Here is an 18,139-nt window from a genome sequence, read left to right on the forward strand (position 1 = left end):
ACATCTCCAACTGGTCTTTGAATTCGTGAATGTAAAAATATTAAACATATCAACCAATATATAGTATGAAGTTGATAGCGTTCTTTTATCAAAACCACTATCTTTCGTTTGGTGCTTCCTAAATTTTAAATTTTGAATTTTGAATTGGAGCGAAGCGACCATGACCCCACCAATTGTTAAGCGCTATCTTATTGCTTTTGATAAGTACAAGTGGATTGGACTAGCTAGTTTTGGTCTAGTTATAGTAGGGTCGACTTTGGTAGCTATGCAACCAGAGCCACCTACTAGCTATATAGCATCTGCCGCACTTACCTATAGTGGCCCACCAGTTTCTTTCTCTGCAACTGGTACAGAAATCCAACAGCAAGGAAAAGAACTGAATCAGGAAGTTTTACTCTCCAACCAGATAATTGCAGCAGTGGCAGAAAAAGTCGGTGTCAAACCGACAAAGCTGGGTAACAGTGTTGTCCTTTCTGTTCCTAAAAAAAACCCCAGGACTGGAGAATTGGAATCTAGTATTTTGGAATTGAAATATGTAGATACTGATCCCAAACGAGGTATACAGGTCTTGGCGGAATTGATGCAAGCAATGATCAAGTTGAGCAGTGATATCAATACTGGGCGATTACAAGCAATTATTGAAAAGATTAACGATCGCGTACCACAAGCTAAACGAGAGTTGCAAGTTGCTGAAAAGAAGTTAGAACAGTACGATCGCATCGAACGAACGGCAATATTAGCAGCCGAGAATGGCAGCTTGTTAAGCGCTGTTACTGCTAGCCAAAATCTCCAACGGCAGATGCAATTAACTATTTCTGGGGTTGATGGTCAAATTCGCAGTTTACAAAATAAGTTAGGCTTAACAGTCGGACAGGCTTATGTTTCTTCTGCTTTGAGTGCCGATCCAATTATTGGTAACTTACGAGCGCAAATTTATCAAAGTGAGTCGCAAATCGCCGTACTCAAAAAGGATTTGCGACCGGAACACCCAACGATGGTTCAGCTAATGCGTCAGAAACAAGCTGCTGAAGAATTGCTGCAACAACGTGCATCTGAGGTATTAGGTGGTGATGGGACGGCGGCTCCGCTTCAGGGTAGCGTTGCAGGTATTCGCACCCAAAGCAGCTTAGATCCAGCCCGCCAGCAATTGGCAAACCAAATGGTGTCTTTGCAAACCCAACGGGAGACGTTGCAACAACAATTAGTTCAAGAGATCCAACAAGAAGCGCGACTACGGCAAGAGTATTCTCTGATACCCAATAAGCAATTAGAGCGATCGCGTTTAGAACAGGAGGTTGCCCTCAAAAAATCCATCTATGACCAAATGCAGGTAAAGCTAACCGATGCTAAAACCGCAGAAGCAGAAACTACTAGCAGCCTCAGCATTGCCAGACGACCCACAGCTGCTGCTGATATCAAACCCCCGAAGAGTGTACCTATTACCCTTGCTGTAGGCGGTTTCTTAGGTGTGGTGATTGGTGGTGGGGTGATATTTTTGTTGGGAGCGCTGGAAGGGACTTTCAAAACCAGAGAGGATATTCGCGAGAGCCTCAAGCAACGGGAAGTGGCAGTGTTGGGAGAATTGCCTTTAATGCCAGTTGATGATTTGGATAAAGAAGCAGTCCCAGTGGTCGTTTCTGCTGATTCTCCTTATTTAGAATTTTATGAGAAATTCCGTAGTAATCTGCGCCGGATAGGTGGTAAAAACTTAAAAGTGGTGTTGATTACTAGCACCAGTAGCTTAGAGGGTAAGACGGCAAGTGCTTATAACTTGGGTATAGCTTCTGCCCGTGCTGGTAAAAGAACCTTAATTATCGAAACAGATTTGCGATCGCCTTCCCGTTCAACATCCCTGAAAGTAATTCCTGATCCCGATGCCTCAATTGAACCCCTACGTTATTACGCTAACTTAAGTGAATGTATCCGTTTAGTTCCTGATGTAGAAAATTTATACATTCTTCCAAGTCCTGGCCCTGTACGCCAATCTGCTGCTATTCTGGAATCTAGCGAAATGCGGCGGCTGATTGAGGATGTCCGCGAACGCTTTGATTTAGTTATTTTAGATACTAGCCCACTCAGCATATCGAATGATCCTCTGTTAATCCAACCTTACAGTGATGGGATCGTATTAGTGACACGGCCACACTACACACAAGAGAATATGTTAGGTGAAGCTGTTGATCAATTGGTGGAAGCTGAACTGGGGTTGTTAGGAGCAATTATTAATGGTGCTGATATCATTGTTTCTGTACCTGAAGAAGTTGCACAATCATCAACATTTACATCTGAGGTAGAAGAATCAGAAGAAGTTTCAGCAGCTGCTAGCAAAAACTGATATCCCAATAGGTAAATTTCAATGTTGTATGGGCGCTTACCATTCTCACTGGGTAAGTAAGCAAAGGTTAACGCAGAGGTTTGATAGCTAGCAATTTTTTCGCTATGAATTTAGACAGAAAATGCTGTATTTAGTCCTGCCTAAACAACCCAAACAGGGGAGCAAGAATTACCCCAAAAACAAAACCCCCGATATGCGCCCAATAAGCAACTCCACCGGTTTGTACAGTCATCTGAGCAGCTGTTTGTAAGGTAGCAAGACCAGATATAACATTCTGCACAAAGAAAAGTCCAATTATCACTAGTGCTGGAATTCTGATTGTGGTGATGAAAATCCCCAAAAAAACTAAGGTCATGACTTTAGCGTGGGGAAAGCGGATGATGTACGCACCCAAAACCCCAGAAATTGCACCACTTGCCCCCAAGGAAGGAATCTCAGAATTCATACCAATAAACCATTGGCATAAGGCAGCTAAAGCACCACATGCCAAATAAAAAATTAGATATTTGGCATGACCTAATCGATCTTCAATATTGTTGCCAAAAACCCAGAGGAACAACATATTTGAGATTAAGTGCCACCAACCACCGTGTAAAAATTGCGACGTAAATAATGTTATCCACTCTCCATTCAAATTGGTTGTTAACTCTTGAGGTACTACCGCATATTGACTTAAAAACTGACTCAATTGTGCATTTGACAGGCTCACCTCGTGAAGAAAAACTACAATATTTATGCCAATTAAACCGTAGGTGAAATACGGGGTGATTCGCGTCGGATTTTCGTCGTAGAGGGGAAACACAGGTGTTTTTCCTAAATTATTGGCTAATTGCAATATAGCTTGTAAGACAAGCAGTTGCGAAGCTTAGGCAATGTCACCTATTAAATCAATCAGTCTGATTGATAGTTCCAATAACAAAATCACTTATACCAAGATTCTTCCTGTGATTTATCGTTAAACAAACCTAACAGAGGGCCGAGAATTGCCCCAAAGACAAACCCACCTGCATGGGCCCAGTAAGCAATACCACCGCTTTCCATACCGATATTGGTACGTGTTTCGAGACTAGCAAGCCCGTAGAAAGCTTGTTCGAGAAACCAGAATCCCAAAAAGAAATATGCCGGGACACGGAAAGTTGGGAAGAAAATTCCTAAAGGCACTATGCCGAGAACTTCAGCGTTGGGAAAGCGAAGAATATACGCTCCGAGAATGCCTGCGATCGCACCACTCGCACCCAAAGATGGAATGCTAGAATCTTGAGCGAAGAACCACTGTGTTAATGCTGCCAAAACACCGCAAGATAAATAAAACAGTAAATATTTGGCATGACCTAACTTATCTTCAACGTTGTTACCAAAAATCCAGAGGAACAGCATATTACCTGCTAAGTGCAAGAAACCACCATGCAAGAATTGCGAGGTAATCAAAGTTGCCCATTCTGGGACTGGTTGGTGTACGGAGATACCACCAAAGCTGAGGGTGAGTTCTCGTGGAACTACAGCCGCAAGGTGTAAAAACCCATTTAATGCTTGTGGGGGAAGACTTGCTTCATAAAGAAAAGCGAGGACGTTGGCAGCAATCAACCCATAAGTTACATAAGGCGTGATTTTTGTGGGATTATTATCGCTAATTGGAACCACGGGTGTTTTTATCCTGAGTTTAAGACAGCAATTCTACAATACGGAATTTTGTAAGTAGTTTCTTCTACCTCGTGGATGGATCTGGCTTTGAGACTTAAAAACCGAAAGCCAAAAAACCACCATCAACAGTGATACATTGTCCAGTGATGAAAGATGCCGCAGGCATACAAAGAAATGCTACTAAACCCGCTACTTCTTCTGGTTGACCAACTCTTCCCATAGGTGTTTGGGACAGAACTAATTTGAGAAAATCTTGGTTATCGAGTACAGACTCGGTTAGAGGAGTGCGAATAGCCCAAGGTGCTACGGTATTTACCCTAATATGATCGCCAGCCCATTCAACTGATAGCGATCGCGTCAGTTGATTTATAGCCGCTTTAGTCATACCATAAGGAGCGCCTGTACGGTTCGAGACTAAACCCGCCACAGAACTTATATTCACAATGCTGCTATTTTCCCCATTTTGCAGCAGAGGGTAAAATAGACGGCACATCTCAAAAATTGATATCTGGTTTGTCTGGATAATGAACTGATATTCAGCAGCCGTGTAGTCTAATACTTTTTTGCTGATATTGGTTCCCACATTATTAACCAGGATGTCTAATTTATCCCAGGTTTTGCTAACCTGCTCAAAAATGGCTTGTCGCCCCTCAGCAGTTGCAACATCTGCCGTAATTCCATAAGCAGGTAATCCTAATTCTCGCCAGATAATTAGTTGTTGGTCAACATCTTGAGAATTCCGTGCCACAATTATGACTTCTGCACCTAGAGATAAGAACTCATTGGCAACAGCTAGTCCAATACCTTTGGTAGCACCTGTAACCAGTGCTTTCTTTCCTGTCAGTGTCCAGCGTAGACTTAGCCCGCCGTAGGCATCACTCATTTGTAATTTTGCGGATTTTTTATTTTTAAGGTATCAATTTAAGAGTTTATCTTGTAAGTGCCCAATGCGATCGCTTTTTATAGTAATGTAGGCGATCGCAATCCCTAAACCATTTACTGCATCTGATTCCAATTCAATAGCTGATCAAACCCATGTTTTTTTCAAATTCTCTGGAAAATCAACTCCAGCGCTGGAACGAAACCATTCGCAATCAGCCAGAAAATCCTAACGCTTACATTCGTCGGGGTATGGTTAACTTTCAACTGGCGAAAATTGATGAATCTATTCAAGATTTTGATATAGCAGAAGAACTAGATACCCGTATTAAACCCTACCTTTGGCAACGTGGGTTATCCTATTATTATGCAGAAAGATTTGCTGAGGGCGCTGAACAATTTGAGATAGATTTGACAGTGAATGCTCAAGATGTAGAAGAAACAGTATGGCGATATCTCTGCATAGCTCGTTCGTTAGGTGTTGAAGAGGCGCGTAAATCTTTACTAACTGTGAAAAATGACCCTCGACGCATTATGCAGCGCGTATATGATTTGTATGCGGGAGATTGTACACCAGATGATGTTTTAACTGTTGGTCAATCAGAAGGGATAAAGGGGAATTTTTACAGTCATCTTTACTTGGGATTATATTACGAAGTCGAGAATAATGTTGATTTGGCTCATGAATATATAGTCAAAGCTGCTGATAATTACAAAATTGATGATTATATGTGGTATTTAGCCCAGGTACATAAAAAATTACGAGAGTGGATATAGTGCTTATAGTGACAGATATGTCCCTCTTCGACGAATGTTTGCTATACCATGCGCAATTCCTAACATTGCACCGATGTAGAGTCCAATATGGATTCCCCAAACTAACATAAATCTGGAAACTTCTGGCGGCTGAACGGCTGGCGTAATCTGAGCGGCAAAGAAGGGAAATTGAAAATAATAAAATATGAATCCTGTAATCTGAGCAACTAGAATTGCCCAAATAATGGGATACCGCGCCATTTTAAGTAATTGACGATAAGACAAAGGTAACTTTCGTCTCTGATTAACCAAGAGAAATATGCCGTAACTTAAAAAACCAGCAAAAAATCCTGCCTGAAATCCAACCTCACTGACTTCCCAGCGAAAACTAGAACCATAAGGAACATTTTTGAAGTAATAAAAGTAAGCGGGTGAGAGAGTACAGGTAATCTGATCGTTAAGGATACCAAACCCAGCACCGATTAAACCGGACACGATTAAAAAGGAGTATTCCTGAAGTTTTGTCGGTTTTGTTGGATTACGCCAGTAGTCTACCGCTACAACCAAACCCATCAGCAAAAACAAAATCAGCAGTCGGTATTGATATGGAATACTTTGCATAAGACAACTGGTTTAATCCAAAATTAGCCTTTCAGGAAGTGTAACTATTTACAACTTCTTCAGAATTTTCACCATTGTATGCGAAGCATCTGTGGAGATAGCATGAAATTCAAAGATTGACTATGTATCATGTCAATTTTCGGTTGCTTCAGTTTCAAACTGCACTTGGCGGTACAAATCAGCGATCGCAATTTCTACATCCACCGATTCCAGCCGTAATATTTCATCCAAATTATACTCCGATAGCACCCATTTCCCCTGTTCGTTGCGCCGAAACACTTCTACAATCGGTTGAGCTACTTGTACTAGGACATATTCTTGCAAGCTTGGAGATTGGCGATATTTAGCAAATTTTTTCCCCCTATCGGCTGCTTCTGTTGAAGGTGATAGCACTTCGATAATTAAGCAGGGAAATTGTACTAATTGTGGATCAGTATCTCGCTCATTGCAAGTCACCACCACATCTGGATAAAAATACTTTTGCTCCGGTTCTACCTGCACCTTCACATCTACAATGTACACTTCACAGGTGCGTAGGCGTAGCCCGTCGTAGACATCGGCTAAGGCATCATCTAAGAGCTTAAAGAAATTGAGACAAACCCGATTATGGTTGCGTGTACCACCGCTCATGGCCACAACTTCGCCATCCCAATACTCGTAGCGTTGCTCTTGGGTAGGTTCCCAAATCAGGTATTCTTCCGCACTCATCAAAATGTTGTCGGGTACAGCAACCATTGGCACGATCCCTTAATTTAGGATAGCGAAAAAAGGGCGTTCTCTTTTAGTATGACTATTCCCACATCCTCTGAACAGAATAAGCATCGAATTTTGGTTCTTCAGGACTTATTATGCTAAATAATTAGTGATCCAGAGTTAAAAATCGTCAATTAGTATATAAAGTTATGAGTAAAGTCGTTGATATGGTTGACATTGAAACCATATATATTGTTAGCTGTAAATATAACAATAATATTTTTAAGTGTATTTACAGATATGCTCAATAAAAGAGGAATTAAAATTCTAACAGAGCTTCTGGATTTGAAAGATGTAAAAGTTATATCACAGCGTCTTCATGCGGGGATTGGAATTGTTTTACAAACTGAATCAATTAAATCATATAGTATTTGTCCTGACTGTGGCATAAAAAGTCAGAAATTGCATCAAAATCATCGACACATTGTTAAAGATTTACCATTCGGGGATAAATCTGTTTTTTTAGAAATTAATAGGCGACAATTTAAATGTGAAAAATGCAGAAAACCCTTCAGTGAAGACCTAGATTTTGTTAGAAAGAAAAGAACTTATACAAAACGACTTGCACATAAAACAATACAAGAAGTATTAGAATCGGACATACGTAGTGTGGCTTCTATTGGTATAGTGACAACAGATGAAATAGAAAGAATGTTAAAAGACGCATCTGAAGATAACGGTGATTTAAAACCTGAAGACTTAAAAAGACTTGGAATTGATGAAATAGCTCTAGTGAAAGGAAAGGGAAATTACTGTGCTGTATTAGTAGATTTAGATACGTCTAAGCTGCTGGCAATTTTAAGCGATCGCACTCAAGAGGTAATCAAGAAAACCCTTATAGAATGGGGAACTGAAGTTTTAGAACAAATAGAGGAAGTCAGCATAGATTTATGGAAAGGATATAAAAACTTAGTTACAGAATTAATGCCTAAAGCTCAAGTCGTTGCAGATAGATTTCACGTTATGGTTCAGATAAACAAGGAATTATATACCCAGAGGAAACAAGAAAAGCGGAATGTCGAACAGTTAATAAAGAAAGCAAAAACATCATCAAAAAAGGCAGAACATGAAAAAACATTAGCAGGAATTAATAAAAGTAAATACGTTCTACTGAAAAACGAGTCAGATTTGAATGAGGAGCAAAAAACTAAGCTGATTCAAGTAAAAGAGGCATCTTCTATTCTCAAAGTAATGCATGAATTCAAAGAGAAAATTAGAACTATTTTTAATAAGACTAATAATTGGTATACAGCAGTCTTTAAACTGGGTATTTGGCTCTCAAAAGCTAAACAATATTTTCCCAATAGCAACAATACTATTATCCGTTGGTTTGATGAGATAATCGCTTATTTTGATAATAGAACGACTAGTGGTGTCGTTGAAGGTATCAATAACAAACTCAAACTAATTAAGCGCTCGGCTTATGGGTTTAGAAATTTTGAAAACTTCCGAGTAAGATGCTTATTAAGCTGGCATTTTAATTGATAGTTTAGCATAACAAGTACTGAAGAACCCGAATTTTTTATCCCTGCGAATATTAAGGAGTGATTGATAGCCTGTGCAATCAACATCCGGTCAAATGGATCGCCATGATGTAGCGGGAGATTCAGAACTTGAACTGTATCGGCAAAAGATATCGGAATTATGAGGATATCTGAAGCGTCGATCGCAGAACCTATTGTTTCATAGCTCTGTTGAAGCGATAATTTGCCAAGGTTCAACTTGATGGCAATTTCCCAAAGACTAGCGATGCTGAGATAAACGATATCTGCGCTATTGATCATCATCCTCAGATTATCTGGAAGGCTGAAGTTATTTTCAGTTAACCAGATAAAAGCATGAGTATCTAAAAGGAAACCACTCATTCCATATATTTCTTAAAAACTTCGAGAGGTTCATCAAAGTCATCACGCAAAGGTAAAACAAAAGTTCCTTTTAAGATGCCAGAACGATGCTTTTTTTGTAGTAAACTTTCCTGGGAAACAGCCTTTGAATAATTCTCAACTAAATATTTGGCATAATGCAAGAGTTCTTGTTTAAGTGGCTCTGGCATTTGATCTAGTGTTTGTAAAAATTCTGCATCAATAGCCATAATTTCTCCTGATAGTTTCTCGTGCTTGTAATTTTATGGGAATTTCCAGAAGAGATTTCACACCACATTAACCTTTATAGCTGTGAGCGATCGCTTTGCGGCACAACTATTTATTGTCAACAGCCCGCTCCAGTAGGGTTGTTATGCTGCGCCTATGCGGTAGAAGCATTTGTTTCTGTTGCCAAAATTCTGTTTTTCTGAGCGTTGAAAAATATAATATTTTGGATGTACAAATCGGCTACATAATGAGCTTTGTTCAAAATAGTTTTTCTTTCATCTAGGTTTGGAATCTTTCCATGAACACGCTCATTTCGCTCCTCTCTAAGGATATGTAAGTAGTATCCTTTGGAAACCACATTTTCTCTAACTACACAGTCAATCATAGAGACTAATTTTTCAAGATCCTTTCGATATATTTGAATTACAGAATGCTGCTTGGCAACAACCAAATAATCTTTTAATTCATTTTCAAAAATCCGTCCTAGCTCAAATAGTCCCAAGTCAACCTCGTCAACATTGAGTTTATTAATAGCTCGTTTTAGTCGATTTAATAATTCTAAATCTGAGCAATTTGTAAGTAAGGCTGAGTCTATATTAACTGAGTTTTGTTGTTCTTGGTACTTAAACAAGCAATAGCTTTTACCATTCTCTGTATATTGCTTGATATCCTTCATATTACTAAGGTATCTATAGAAAGTAGGGCGTAAGCACTCAACTTCCTTCCTGACTTGAAAATACAGATCACCTTTAGTAATAGGCTTATTAGGATGAGCTTGAAGTATAGAAATAATTTCGTTCTTAATTTTATCTCTGAGCAACTCCTTTCCAACTTCTAGATGTAAACTTGCTTGCTCAAAATCTCTGTTAAGACAGTAAACCGTATAACTTTTAGAAGTCTCTTCTTGCTTGAAATCAAAATTTTGAGAGTGCCTTATCCTCTTCCTAATAGTAATTTCAGCCAGCTTAGTCTTCTCTTGGACAAGACGAATCAGATCGGCAAAGGGAATAGAATTTTTATCTATAAATATTTCTTTTAATGCTGTATTAATTAGACTAGATACTTCGTCAGCAGTTCTTCTTATTGATTTATCGAGTGGTTTCAATCCCCAAACTACAAGAGCATATTGATTTTGATCTACCCTCACAAAAACATCTGTATTACTTAGATATACACTAACTGATTTGAATGAGGCATCAGGTCTTCTTGCAATAACATATTGATACACTTCTTTCACTGAAAGAGCCTTCCCACCCTCATGGAAGCTATCTTCCATAATTTGAGTAATAGTTTTAGTAGCTACATTGTCCCAGTCAGAAAGAGACCATATTCCACTTCTTCCAATTGGTTTAAACCTACTATCTGCTATTAGCTGATTTTTGAGATTAGTTACTGTAATCCGTTTTCCTTTGCCTAAATTGAGTTCTGCATGATTTATAATTTTGGCAATTTCTGAGAAATGCAAAGGATTCCCATTTTCCTGAAGAACTCTAAATGCTCTCTCTCCCACACTAGGCAGGCATTCAAACTTGACTTGATAAGTATCTTCCTCATTTCCTACCTTTTCGATTTCAACACATAGCTTTAGAAGCATTTTTATAAAGTCTTTGTCTAATCGATGATCTTTCGCTTTATTAAGTGAAATGACAATATCAAAAAACTTAAACCTCTCCGGCTTATCCAGTAAAGTATTAAAATAACTAAAGACTTTTTCAACATCGGCTTTATTAAACTGCTCTTTCAAGCACCAAGCCAATCTAGTCGACCCACGATATCCGTTAATATTGGCTGAGATTGGACAATAGCTAAACAACTCCATTAAAAAATTCAGTGAGCAAAATGACTCAGTTTCTTTACTAATCCCATATCTATCTTGGAAAAACTTTCTTATATCTTCTTCAGCCAAAATGTAGTCAAGATCAAGTAAGCTATTCTTTACTTGCTTATATTCATGTACCAAATTTTCTTGAAGCTTGAACTTTTTCGCTCTTACTGGAGCCATACATTAATTCAGTAAGCTTGCTAATTATCTTAAACTCAACCTGTCTAACTCTTTCTCTAGTGATGCCATAGTAAATACCAATTTCTTCGAGGCTATAGACATTTTCATGGTTGAGTCCAAACCGCTTTTTAATAATGTCTAAGTCTCTTGCTGCTTGAGATTTACAAGTTGCATTGATAAAGCTTTCTGTAATAGATAGCAGTTGTTCGAGCAGGTTAAGTGGTGAAACAGTTGGTTGAAATATCTCTTCAAGATTACTAGCTTTAACCGAATCCTCTTGGTTCATACTGCTTTGTTAGTCCAAAATGGTTTTACAAATTGCTGCTACTGGGTCATCTACATTGAGTCTATCCATGATAGCTGATGGTTCAAAACATAGCAGTGATCAATTCCGGCACTAAACACTTCTCGGTGAACTTTAACGCAAGAATTCTTAAAATTACTGCTCTACCAGTAGCTCTGGAGAGCTTGACACTGGCTACCAACAGATAACCTATGAAATGACCATCTCCACCGAAAACCGAGCACAGCATAAGTATGCTAATGGAACAACGCCTAAAGAAACTACTTGAACAAGTACAAGTGTTACCCGACTTAAGCACTATTCTTACCAAATAGAAAAACGTTAGCGAGTCTACAAGCGTTATTACAAATTACGAATTATTTAAACTTTTCGCAACAATTCTCGAATAGCGATCGCACAATCACCAAAAGCTAAAGGTGAAATTGTCACATCCTCTGCAAGTATGCTCTCACTGTGGTATCCGTCTGGACTGGGGAGACGATACATATACAACTTGCGTCCATTCACATCTAAAATCCAGTACTCAATAATCCCTGATTTAGCATAAGCGTTCGCTTTTACTTCTCGATCGTATTTGAGACTGGAATCAGCTATTTCAATCAGTAAAAACACTTCGGAAGCATTGGGATAGTGATCCTCGTAATCTAATGGATTCAGTTTCACTACTGAAATATCTGGTTCTGGTTCCGAGTAATCATCAAGTTGCACTGGTGACTGGATTCTTAATAAAACTTTGTCACCCAAACATTGACGTAATAACCTTTCTGTGCGGGTAATTGCTGATTCGTGAGCAGTACCTTTTGCTGACATTCTGATAATTTGTCCCGCGATTAATTCTAAGCGTTCTTCAGGATGAAAAATCCCCATTTCCGCCATTTGGTGATATTCTTGAACACTAATTAGGCGAATATTGGTCAGCATAAGATTCACGTTAACGTCCTAGCATTTTATCCCGCAAATGTTTAATGCGATCGCGCAATTTACCTGCCTCTTCAAATTCCAGTTTTTTCGCCGCCTCTTTCATCTGTGCTTCTAACAGAGTAATCAACCCTGGAATCTGTTCTAATGGCAATTCATCTATATGTTCATCTACAACTTTCAAGTCAGTTGCATTTAACCGCCGAGATACATCTAAAAAAGCCAAAATCGCATTACTTGATTTTTTGACAATTGGTTGCGGTGTAATCCCATGCAGTCGATTATGTGCCGTTTGAATACCACGCCGTCTATCTGTTTCATCAATAGCTTTAATCATGCTACCTGTCATATTATCGGCATACAAAATCGCTTGTCCCTGGACGTGACGCGCGGCTCTACCAATAGTTTGAATTAAGGAACGCTCGGTTCGCAAAAAACCTTCTTTATCTGCATCCATGATTGCTACTAAGGAAACTTCGGGTAAATCCAAGCCTTCCCGCAGCAAATTTACGCCAACCAAAACATCAAATTTCCCTTCGCGCAAGTTCTGCAAAATCTCAATGCGCTCAATAGAAGTAATCTCGGAATGTAAATACCTTACCCTTATACTGCGGTCTTGCAAATATTCGGTTAAATCTTCCGCCATCCGCTTGGTTAATGTGGTAATTAACACTCGTTCATGGCGGTCAGCTCTATCTTTAATTTCGCCTAACAAATCATCAATTTGTCCTTCTGTAGGACGCACAGAAATTTCTGGATCAACTACCCCAGTTGGTCGAATCACTTGCTCAATTACATTATCTTCTGAAATTTCTAATTCCCAAGTTCCGGGAGTTGCGGAAACAAAAATACACTGATTAACCTTTTGCCAAAATTCTTCTGCTTTCAAAGGACGGTTATCAGCAGCGCTAGGAAGCCGAAATCCATGTTCGATTAAAACTTTTTTTCTCGCTTGATCGCCGTTATACATACCGCGAATTTGGGGCACGGTTACGTGAGATTCATCAATAATTAATAGCCAATCTTTGGGAAAATAATCAATTAAACATTCTGGTGATTCTCCAGCTTGTCTTCCTGCTAAGTGACGTGAATAGTTCTCGACACCGTTGCAGTAACCTACTTCGCGCAGCATTTCTAGGTCATAACGTGTACGTTGATCTATGCGTTGCGCTTCTAATAGTTTCCCAGCTTGTTCTAAGTCTAGTTTTTGCTGTTTCAACTCGGCGGCGATGTCGTGACAAGCTCCTTCTAAGCGTTCTTCTGGGGTGACAAAGTGACGCGCCGGGTAAACATTCACTGCTTCCAAGCTTGTGAGAATTTCCCCTGTCACCGGGTCAATATAGCGAATCGCATCAATTTCATCACCAAAAAATTCGACGCGGATAATTCGGTCTTCATAGGCTGGGCCAATTTCTAAGACATCACCACGGACACGAAATTTTCCTCGGCCCATTTCGATGTCGTTGCGGCTATATTGAACATTTGCCAAATCCCGTAAAATTTGGCGTTGATTTACTTCCATACCTATTTGGAGAGGGATGGCAGCTTTCAGATATTCTGCTGGCATTCCCAAACCGTAGATGCAACTGATGGAAGCAACGACAATGACATCACGACGTTCAAACAGCGATCGCGTCGCTGAATGCCGCAACATATCAATTTCATCATTAATCGCTGCCGTTTTTTCAATATAAGTGTCGGTAACGGGAATATACGCTTCTGGCTGATAATAATCGTAGTAGCTGACAAAGTACTCGACTGCGTTGTTGGGGAAGAAATCCCGCAACTCGTTACAAAGCTGTGCAGCCAAGGTTTTGTTATGCGCCAAAACTAAGGTTGGCTTGCCAATTTTCTCAATAACTGCTGCTACCGAAAATGTCTTGCCAGTTCCAGTGGCTCCTAGTAAAGTTTGGTAGCGATTACCTGATTGGATACTAGCAGTAAGTTGTGCGATCGCTTGTGGTTGATCGCCTGTGGGACTAAAGGGAGCTTGAAGACAAAATTCTGTCATACAATTTTGCTGAAAATACCCTATCTCATGGTGACGATTCCGCCCTGTATCCATTCTAGCTGGCTTATAAGGTTAAATAAATAGTAATAAATTTTTACAAAACTTATTAATTCAAATTTACTTATGTATCAGTTTTAAAGATTCTTATATCTATGTGAGGTTTTTTAAGGTTAAACTCTAAAGTATATGGGAAAAAAATTTCATCTTTCCTTAATTATTGTAAAATTCAATTAACAAACCAGAGGTCTTCGTTTATGGCTATTAGCAGCGCTGGCAAAGCAATCAGTTCTCGGCAAAACAATGCCAAGTCTTCAGGGGAAACAACAGAGGATGTTGAAAATAAACTAGACCAGAGCTTGAATGCTGATAAAGTCGAGGAAGTTAATGAACTGCCAGTGGGAGCTTCTGGAACACTCGCAATTTCTGGAATTCGTCCTATAGGCGCTAGCGACTTAGAAGTTGCTGAACACCTCTCAATTGCTGGGGTGCGTCCCGTTAGCATCAGTACCTTGGAAGTAGTTGAAACCTATAACTCAATGGGTATTCGTCCGATTGGTGCTAATACATTCCAAGTTGTTGAAAGTATAAATCTCTCTGGTATTCGTCCAATTGCCTCAAGTTCATTGGTAATTTCTGACGGCTATTCATCATTTGGGAACCGTCCGATAGCACCAAATGAGATTGATAATTCTGAAACTCTGATGGGTTTTCTAGATTAGACAAAAGAAATATCCCCATAACTTTATTAACCCAGTTTCTATATGAATCTGGGTTTTTTATTTAAATAGTCAAAAGTAGAAATTACGATATTCCCCCTTGTTCTATGTCTTTTAGCATAGGTAACTAAACTGTTATTGCTTTAATTTACATTCAGTCAACAGCCAGAACGCTTACTACAACTACCTTTGTTAATTACGAGTTAAGCATTACGAATTACGATTTTTTTAATATGTCTTGTGGTGGAAGGCTTGAGCAAAAACTTTAAGCTACTGTGTAAAAGTAATCACAAAATATTTCAAAGTTAGTTATAGCTTTGAAAAGAATTTTTTACAAAATCAGGAGTACAAAATGAGTATTGAAGATCGCGCTAAAGCTGCTGCTAAAAATGTTGAAGGTAAGGCCCAAGAAGCATTAGGAAATATCACTGGAGATCCAGAAGATAAAGCCAAAGGTAAAGCAAAACAAGCTGAAAGCGAAGTCCGTCACGGGATTGAAGACGTAAAAGATAATGTGAAGAAAAATATTGACTAACAATTCATAATTTTTTTGCAGAAACTCTAGGGATATCAATGGGGTGGATTCCATTTTTGCAAGAAAATGTGAAGTGTTCAAGATTCATTCAATGCTGTGTACCTTTCTTCTCATCTTAGCAAGCATGAAAAGATAAAGGGCTAGCTTGATTTGCATAACTTTTGCAGAGGCGTAATTTATTACTCCTCTGCATTACAAAGTAATTTTATTAATTCAGAGGAATAACCTCTATAAATTCCGATTTTATAAATGTCATCTAAATGTAAGCAATTACTTTGAACGTACAACTTATTCTATCTGTTGTTTAAAGTGTTTTTTCAGGAGGTAAAAAAATGATTCTGTTTCAACAAAGTCGCAAAATATTGGCGACTTTCCTTTTAATTGGAGTATTGATGATAACTACCGCTTGTGGTGGTGGTGGTAGTGTGTCACAAGTTGACCGCCCAACAACTCCCTCAGCAATTGGTCGAGATGTAACTTATGCAGAGTTGGAGCGAGGCAATACTCCAGGCGGACAAACATTTGGTAGCTGGGTTGTGCAAACATCTCAAGGATTGCTTCAGGACGCTTATGTTCGTGATAACAACAAACTAGGTGTTGTGATTTCCCCTAAAGTTAGTCCTAACGAAGTGCGACCACTAGCAAAATCCTTAGTTCAAGGTTTTCGGAAGAACTTTCCCAATCAAGACTTAAAGGTTTTGGTTTATGCGCCTGATAAGAAATTGATTTTGACTACTGAGTATGATGTTCAGACTAATCAAGTTAAGTATAGCTAATTGCTGTATTTGCAATGAAAACTTGATGAATTGGGATTTAGAGTTATGGCTTGGAAATACCAGCCATCAAAATAATTTGACGAAAAAAGGAGATAAGTAAAGTGGCAAGTAGCGAACAGTATAAACGTCAAATAATGAAAGATTTGGCTCAGGGTGATGTTGAATCTTTAGATGATACTACAGCCGAATCAACGGCGGAATATCAAAATTTTGATGATTTCGCTCAACGGACAACACCAGATCAACGTCGGCAGTTATTTGGTCGATCTTTACATCCAGATCGGATTCCAACCAGCCAGATGGAGCCAGAATTACAGAATGCGATCGCACAAATTAAACCCAATGAACGGGATGATGTTGCAAGAGCCTTTTTCAAACACTTGAAGGAAAGAAAGCTTGACGAGAAGCATCTAGAGCAACAGTTGGGGCTTTCTACACACCACGCCAGCCGCATGACTGCTGATGATGTTAGCAAACTCGCGTCTTTCGCATATCATAACCACCCCGATATTTTCCGCGAAGTGCTGGCAGAGCAACCAGGGATTATCAAGTTTCTCAGTAATCCTGTAGTGGCAGGTATTCTTGGCATTGCAGCGGCTAAGTGGTTGGGTAGTCGCAAGTAATTTCTGAATTTTGAGTGTATAAGTAACAAAGTCAGGTGAGCATAGCTCACCTTTATTTTTTGCTTCTTCTCAACAAAAAAATATGTATTTAAGAATACGAAAAAATTATTTTTAGCTAAATAAAATTCACATAAATCTTATATATTTTTTTGATTTAGGTGAATAACAACTAGATTATTTCTTGCTTTTAACTGCTTTTTAAAAGATTTTTATCAAAAAATATATCTTAAAGTTTTCATAAATCTAGGTAATGATTTGTTGAAAATGTTTTTTTGTTCAGCTATATTCACTGTGGAATTTGCGGAAAACAAGTAATTATTCTTAGCATATCGAATACGCAAGCGATATTTAACACTGAAGTTATATTGATAGCTGTTTTTAATTGCCACAGGGTGAGCAATTATTTGTCAGTTGTGTGTTCTTTGATTGAGTTCTCGCAAGCATTAACCACTTACCTTTTCACAGGAATTAGTTTAATGACCATATTAGCTGTCACAAAAGAGTTGCTGAAGGTTTGCAGCATAGCAGTATTTAGTGCTGTTGCAGTAGGAACACTGAGTACAGGAGAGGCGCAAGGGCTTGTTTTGACGTTTGACGATCTTAATGTGACTAGCGAATTTGACGGCAATCAAATTCCAAACGGCTATGGCGGATTGAATTGGGATAACTTTTATTATCTTACTACTCCAAACTACCAAATTAACCCATCTGGTTATACCTTTGGAACAGTTTCATCACCAAATGTTGCTTACAATTCATTTGGTGATCCTGGCACGGTAAGTAGTGTAAGTATTGACGGTGGCCAGTTTGACTTCAACAGTGTTTATCTCACAGCCGCTTGGAGCAATGGCTTAGATATTCTAGTAGAGGGCTTCTCAGATGGAATAACTAAGTATGCAACGACAGTAACCGTAGATACTACATCCCCTACCCAGTTTAACTTTGACTTTCTTGACATTGACAGTTTAAAATTTACCTCCTCTGGTGGCATTGATGCAGGATATGGAGGTGGTGGCACACAAATTGTTTTAGATAACTTCACCTATAATTCTAAGACCGTTCCCGAACCTACAACTATTTTGGGTTTATTGACAGTCACTAGTTTTGGTATAGCTTTGAGCCGCAAACAAAAGTGGCAACAAAAAGCCACTAGTAAAGTTTAGGCTAACAAACTCAACC

The 18,139-nt window shown here is 39.0% G+C and carries 19 protein-coding genes; 8 read left to right on the top strand and 11 right to left on the bottom strand.

All coding sequences use genetic code 11. The features are described from left to right. The first annotated feature begins 160 nt into the window (after positions 1 to 160). Positions 161 to 2,335: a GumC family protein gene (locus tag ACFFRD_RS18510; RefSeq protein WP_392482662.1), complete on the top strand. Its 2,175-nt coding sequence runs from the start codon at positions 161 to 163 to the stop codon at positions 2,333 to 2,335. 130 nt (positions 2,336 to 2,465) lie between these two features. On the opposite strand, the gene ACFFRD_RS18515 is transcribed toward ACFFRD_RS18510, so the two are convergent. The 3 genes from ACFFRD_RS18515 to ACFFRD_RS18525 form a co-directional block, all read right to left on the bottom strand. Then, on the bottom strand, positions 2,466 to 3,137 hold the full coding sequence (locus ACFFRD_RS18515; RefSeq protein WP_392482663.1) for a rhomboid family intramembrane serine protease: 672 nt from the start codon (positions 3,135 to 3,137) through the stop codon (positions 2,466 to 2,468). A 119-nt stretch (positions 3,138 to 3,256) separates the two neighbouring features. Further along, the gene (locus ACFFRD_RS18520; RefSeq protein ID WP_392482664.1) at positions 3,257 to 3,976 is read right to left on the bottom strand and encodes a rhomboid family intramembrane serine protease; all 720 of its coding nucleotides are present in this window, start codon (positions 3,974 to 3,976) and stop codon (positions 3,257 to 3,259) included. A 94-nt stretch (positions 3,977 to 4,070) separates the two neighbouring features. Further along, a complete protein-coding gene (locus ACFFRD_RS18525; RefSeq protein ID WP_392482665.1) occupies positions 4,071 to 4,859 on the bottom strand; it encodes an SDR family oxidoreductase in 789 nt (262 codons plus the stop codon). Positions 4,860 to 5,011: 152 nt separating this feature from the next. On the opposite strand from ACFFRD_RS18525, the gene ACFFRD_RS18530 reads away from it, so the two are divergent. Next, positions 5,012 to 5,632 (top strand): tetratricopeptide repeat protein, encoded by a 621-nt coding sequence (locus tag ACFFRD_RS18530; RefSeq protein ID WP_392482666.1) that lies wholly within the window; start codon positions 5,012 to 5,014, stop codon positions 5,630 to 5,632. 3 nt (positions 5,633 to 5,635) lie between these two features. On the opposite strand, the gene ACFFRD_RS18535 is transcribed toward ACFFRD_RS18530, so the two are convergent. Both ACFFRD_RS18535 and ACFFRD_RS18540 read right to left on the bottom strand, forming a co-directional pair. Then, positions 5,636 to 6,232, bottom strand: coding sequence for a hypothetical protein (locus ACFFRD_RS18535; RefSeq protein ID WP_392482668.1), 597 nt, complete (start codon positions 6,230 to 6,232; stop codon positions 5,636 to 5,638). A 132-nt stretch (positions 6,233 to 6,364) separates the two neighbouring features. Beyond that, complete coding sequence (locus tag ACFFRD_RS18540; RefSeq protein WP_392482669.1) at positions 6,365 to 6,967, bottom strand: Uma2 family endonuclease; 603 nt, start codon at positions 6,965 to 6,967, stop codon at positions 6,365 to 6,367. Between the two features lie 258 nt (positions 6,968 to 7,225). Between ACFFRD_RS18540 and ACFFRD_RS18545 the strand changes: the two genes are divergently transcribed. After that, positions 7,226 to 8,470, top strand: a complete 1,245-nt coding sequence (locus ACFFRD_RS18545; protein WP_392483105.1) for an ISL3 family transposase — start codon at positions 7,226 to 7,228, stop codon at positions 8,468 to 8,470. Here ACFFRD_RS18545 and ACFFRD_RS18550 read toward each other — a convergent pair. The 6 genes from ACFFRD_RS18550 to uvrB all read right to left on the bottom strand — a co-directional run bounded on the left by ACFFRD_RS18550 (position 8,407) and on the right by uvrB (position 14,310). Continuing rightward, complete coding sequence (locus ACFFRD_RS18550) at positions 8,407 to 8,850, bottom strand: type II toxin-antitoxin system VapC family toxin (RefSeq protein WP_392482670.1); 444 nt, start codon at positions 8,848 to 8,850, stop codon at positions 8,407 to 8,409. The two genes, ACFFRD_RS18545 and ACFFRD_RS18550, sit on opposite strands and share 64 nt — an antisense overlap. Further along, positions 8,847 to 9,077 carry a DUF2281 domain-containing protein gene (locus ACFFRD_RS18555; RefSeq protein WP_392482671.1) on the bottom strand — a complete coding sequence of 77 codons (231 nt, stop codon included), beginning with the start codon at positions 9,075 to 9,077 and terminating at the stop codon, positions 8,847 to 8,849. The genes ACFFRD_RS18550 and ACFFRD_RS18555 overlap by 4 nt, the downstream gene beginning before the upstream one ends. 152 nt (positions 9,078 to 9,229) lie before the next feature. After that, positions 9,230 to 11,077 carry a hypothetical protein gene (locus ACFFRD_RS18560; protein ID WP_392482672.1) on the bottom strand — a complete coding sequence of 616 codons (1,848 nt, stop codon included), beginning with the start codon at positions 11,075 to 11,077 and terminating at the stop codon, positions 9,230 to 9,232. Next, the gene (locus tag ACFFRD_RS18565) at positions 11,025 to 11,363 is read right to left on the bottom strand and encodes a sigma factor-like helix-turn-helix DNA-binding protein (protein WP_392482673.1); all 339 of its coding nucleotides are present in this window, start codon (positions 11,361 to 11,363) and stop codon (positions 11,025 to 11,027) included. Before ACFFRD_RS18565 ends, ACFFRD_RS18560 begins: the two co-directional genes overlap by 53 nt. A gap of 378 nt (positions 11,364 to 11,741) precedes the next feature. After that, positions 11,742 to 12,302, bottom strand: coding sequence for a Uma2 family endonuclease (locus tag ACFFRD_RS18570; protein WP_392482674.1), 561 nt, complete (start codon positions 12,300 to 12,302; stop codon positions 11,742 to 11,744). Between the two features lie 10 nt (positions 12,303 to 12,312). Beyond that, positions 12,313 to 14,310 carry an excinuclease ABC subunit UvrB gene (gene uvrB / locus ACFFRD_RS18575; RefSeq protein WP_392482675.1) on the bottom strand — a complete coding sequence of 666 codons (1,998 nt, stop codon included), beginning with the start codon at positions 14,308 to 14,310 and terminating at the stop codon, positions 12,313 to 12,315. A gap of 254 nt (positions 14,311 to 14,564) precedes the next feature. Here uvrB and ACFFRD_RS18580 point away from each other — a divergent pair, with 254 nt between their 5' ends. From ACFFRD_RS18580 to ACFFRD_RS18600, 5 genes are all read left to right on the top strand, one after another. Further along, the gene (locus ACFFRD_RS18580) at positions 14,565 to 15,029 is read left to right on the top strand and encodes a hypothetical protein (protein ID WP_392482676.1); all 465 of its coding nucleotides are present in this window, start codon (positions 14,565 to 14,567) and stop codon (positions 15,027 to 15,029) included. A gap of 349 nt (positions 15,030 to 15,378) precedes the next feature. Further along, positions 15,379 to 15,561: a CsbD family protein gene (locus ACFFRD_RS18585; protein ID WP_069070399.1), complete on the top strand. Its 183-nt coding sequence runs from the start codon at positions 15,379 to 15,381 to the stop codon at positions 15,559 to 15,561. Positions 15,562 to 15,893: 332 nt separating this feature from the next. Continuing rightward, positions 15,894 to 16,337, top strand: coding sequence for a hypothetical protein (locus tag ACFFRD_RS18590; RefSeq protein WP_392482677.1), 444 nt, complete (start codon positions 15,894 to 15,896; stop codon positions 16,335 to 16,337). Positions 16,338 to 16,438: 101 nt separating this feature from the next. Beyond that, a complete protein-coding gene (locus ACFFRD_RS18595) occupies positions 16,439 to 16,960 on the top strand; it encodes a hypothetical protein (protein ID WP_163927012.1) in 522 nt (173 codons plus the stop codon). A gap of 476 nt (positions 16,961 to 17,436) precedes the next feature. Beyond that, on the top strand, positions 17,437 to 18,123 hold the full coding sequence (locus ACFFRD_RS18600; RefSeq protein ID WP_392482678.1) for a PEP-CTERM sorting domain-containing protein: 687 nt from the start codon (positions 17,437 to 17,439) through the stop codon (positions 18,121 to 18,123). Positions 18,124 to 18,139: the final 16 nt, after the last annotated feature.

The sequence above is a fragment of the Nostoc sp. C110 genome (assembly GCF_043099725.1).
GTDB classification, from domain to species: Bacteria; Cyanobacteriota; Cyanobacteriia; order Cyanobacteriales; family Nostocaceae; genus Nostoc; species Nostoc muscorum_A.

Coding starts and splice junctions, on each gene's coding strand:
- ACFFRD_RS18510 (WP_392482662.1), top strand. CDS start 161: ATGACCCCACCAATTGTTAAGCGCTATCTTATTGCTTTTGATAAGTAC.
- ACFFRD_RS18525 (WP_392482665.1), bottom strand. CDS start 4,859: ATGAGTGATGCCTACGGCGGGCTAAGTCTACGCTGGACACTGACAGGA.
- ACFFRD_RS18530 (WP_392482666.1), top strand. CDS start 5,012: ATGTTTTTTTCAAATTCTCTGGAAAATCAACTCCAGCGCTGGAACGAA.
- ACFFRD_RS18535 (WP_392482668.1), bottom strand. CDS start 6,232: ATGCAAAGTATTCCATATCAATACCGACTGCTGATTTTGTTTTTGCTG.
- ACFFRD_RS18540 (WP_392482669.1), bottom strand. CDS start 6,967: ATGGTTGCTGTACCCGACAACATTTTGATGAGTGCGGAAGAATACCTG.
- ACFFRD_RS18545 (WP_392483105.1), top strand. CDS start 7,226: ATGCTCAATAAAAGAGGAATTAAAATTCTAACAGAGCTTCTGGATTTG.
- ACFFRD_RS18550 (WP_392482670.1), bottom strand. CDS start 8,850: ATGAGTGGTTTCCTTTTAGATACTCATGCTTTTATCTGGTTAACTGAA.
- ACFFRD_RS18555 (WP_392482671.1), bottom strand. CDS start 9,077: ATGGCTATTGATGCAGAATTTTTACAAACACTAGATCAAATGCCAGAG.
- ACFFRD_RS18560 (WP_392482672.1), bottom strand. CDS start 11,077: ATGGCTCCAGTAAGAGCGAAAAAGTTCAAGCTTCAAGAAAATTTGGTA.
- ACFFRD_RS18565 (WP_392482673.1), bottom strand. CDS start 11,363: ATGAACCAAGAGGATTCGGTTAAAGCTAGTAATCTTGAAGAGATATTT.
- ACFFRD_RS18570 (WP_392482674.1), bottom strand. CDS start 12,302: ATGCTGACCAATATTCGCCTAATTAGTGTTCAAGAATATCACCAAATG.
- uvrB (WP_392482675.1), bottom strand. CDS start 14,310: ATGACAGAATTTTGTCTTCAAGCTCCCTTTAGTCCCACAGGCGATCAA.
- ACFFRD_RS18580 (WP_392482676.1), top strand. CDS start 14,565: ATGGCTATTAGCAGCGCTGGCAAAGCAATCAGTTCTCGGCAAAACAAT.
- ACFFRD_RS18585 (WP_069070399.1), top strand. CDS start 15,379: ATGAGTATTGAAGATCGCGCTAAAGCTGCTGCTAAAAATGTTGAAGGT.
- ACFFRD_RS18590 (WP_392482677.1), top strand. CDS start 15,894: ATGATTCTGTTTCAACAAAGTCGCAAAATATTGGCGACTTTCCTTTTA.
- ACFFRD_RS18600 (WP_392482678.1), top strand. CDS start 17,437: ATGACCATATTAGCTGTCACAAAAGAGTTGCTGAAGGTTTGCAGCATA.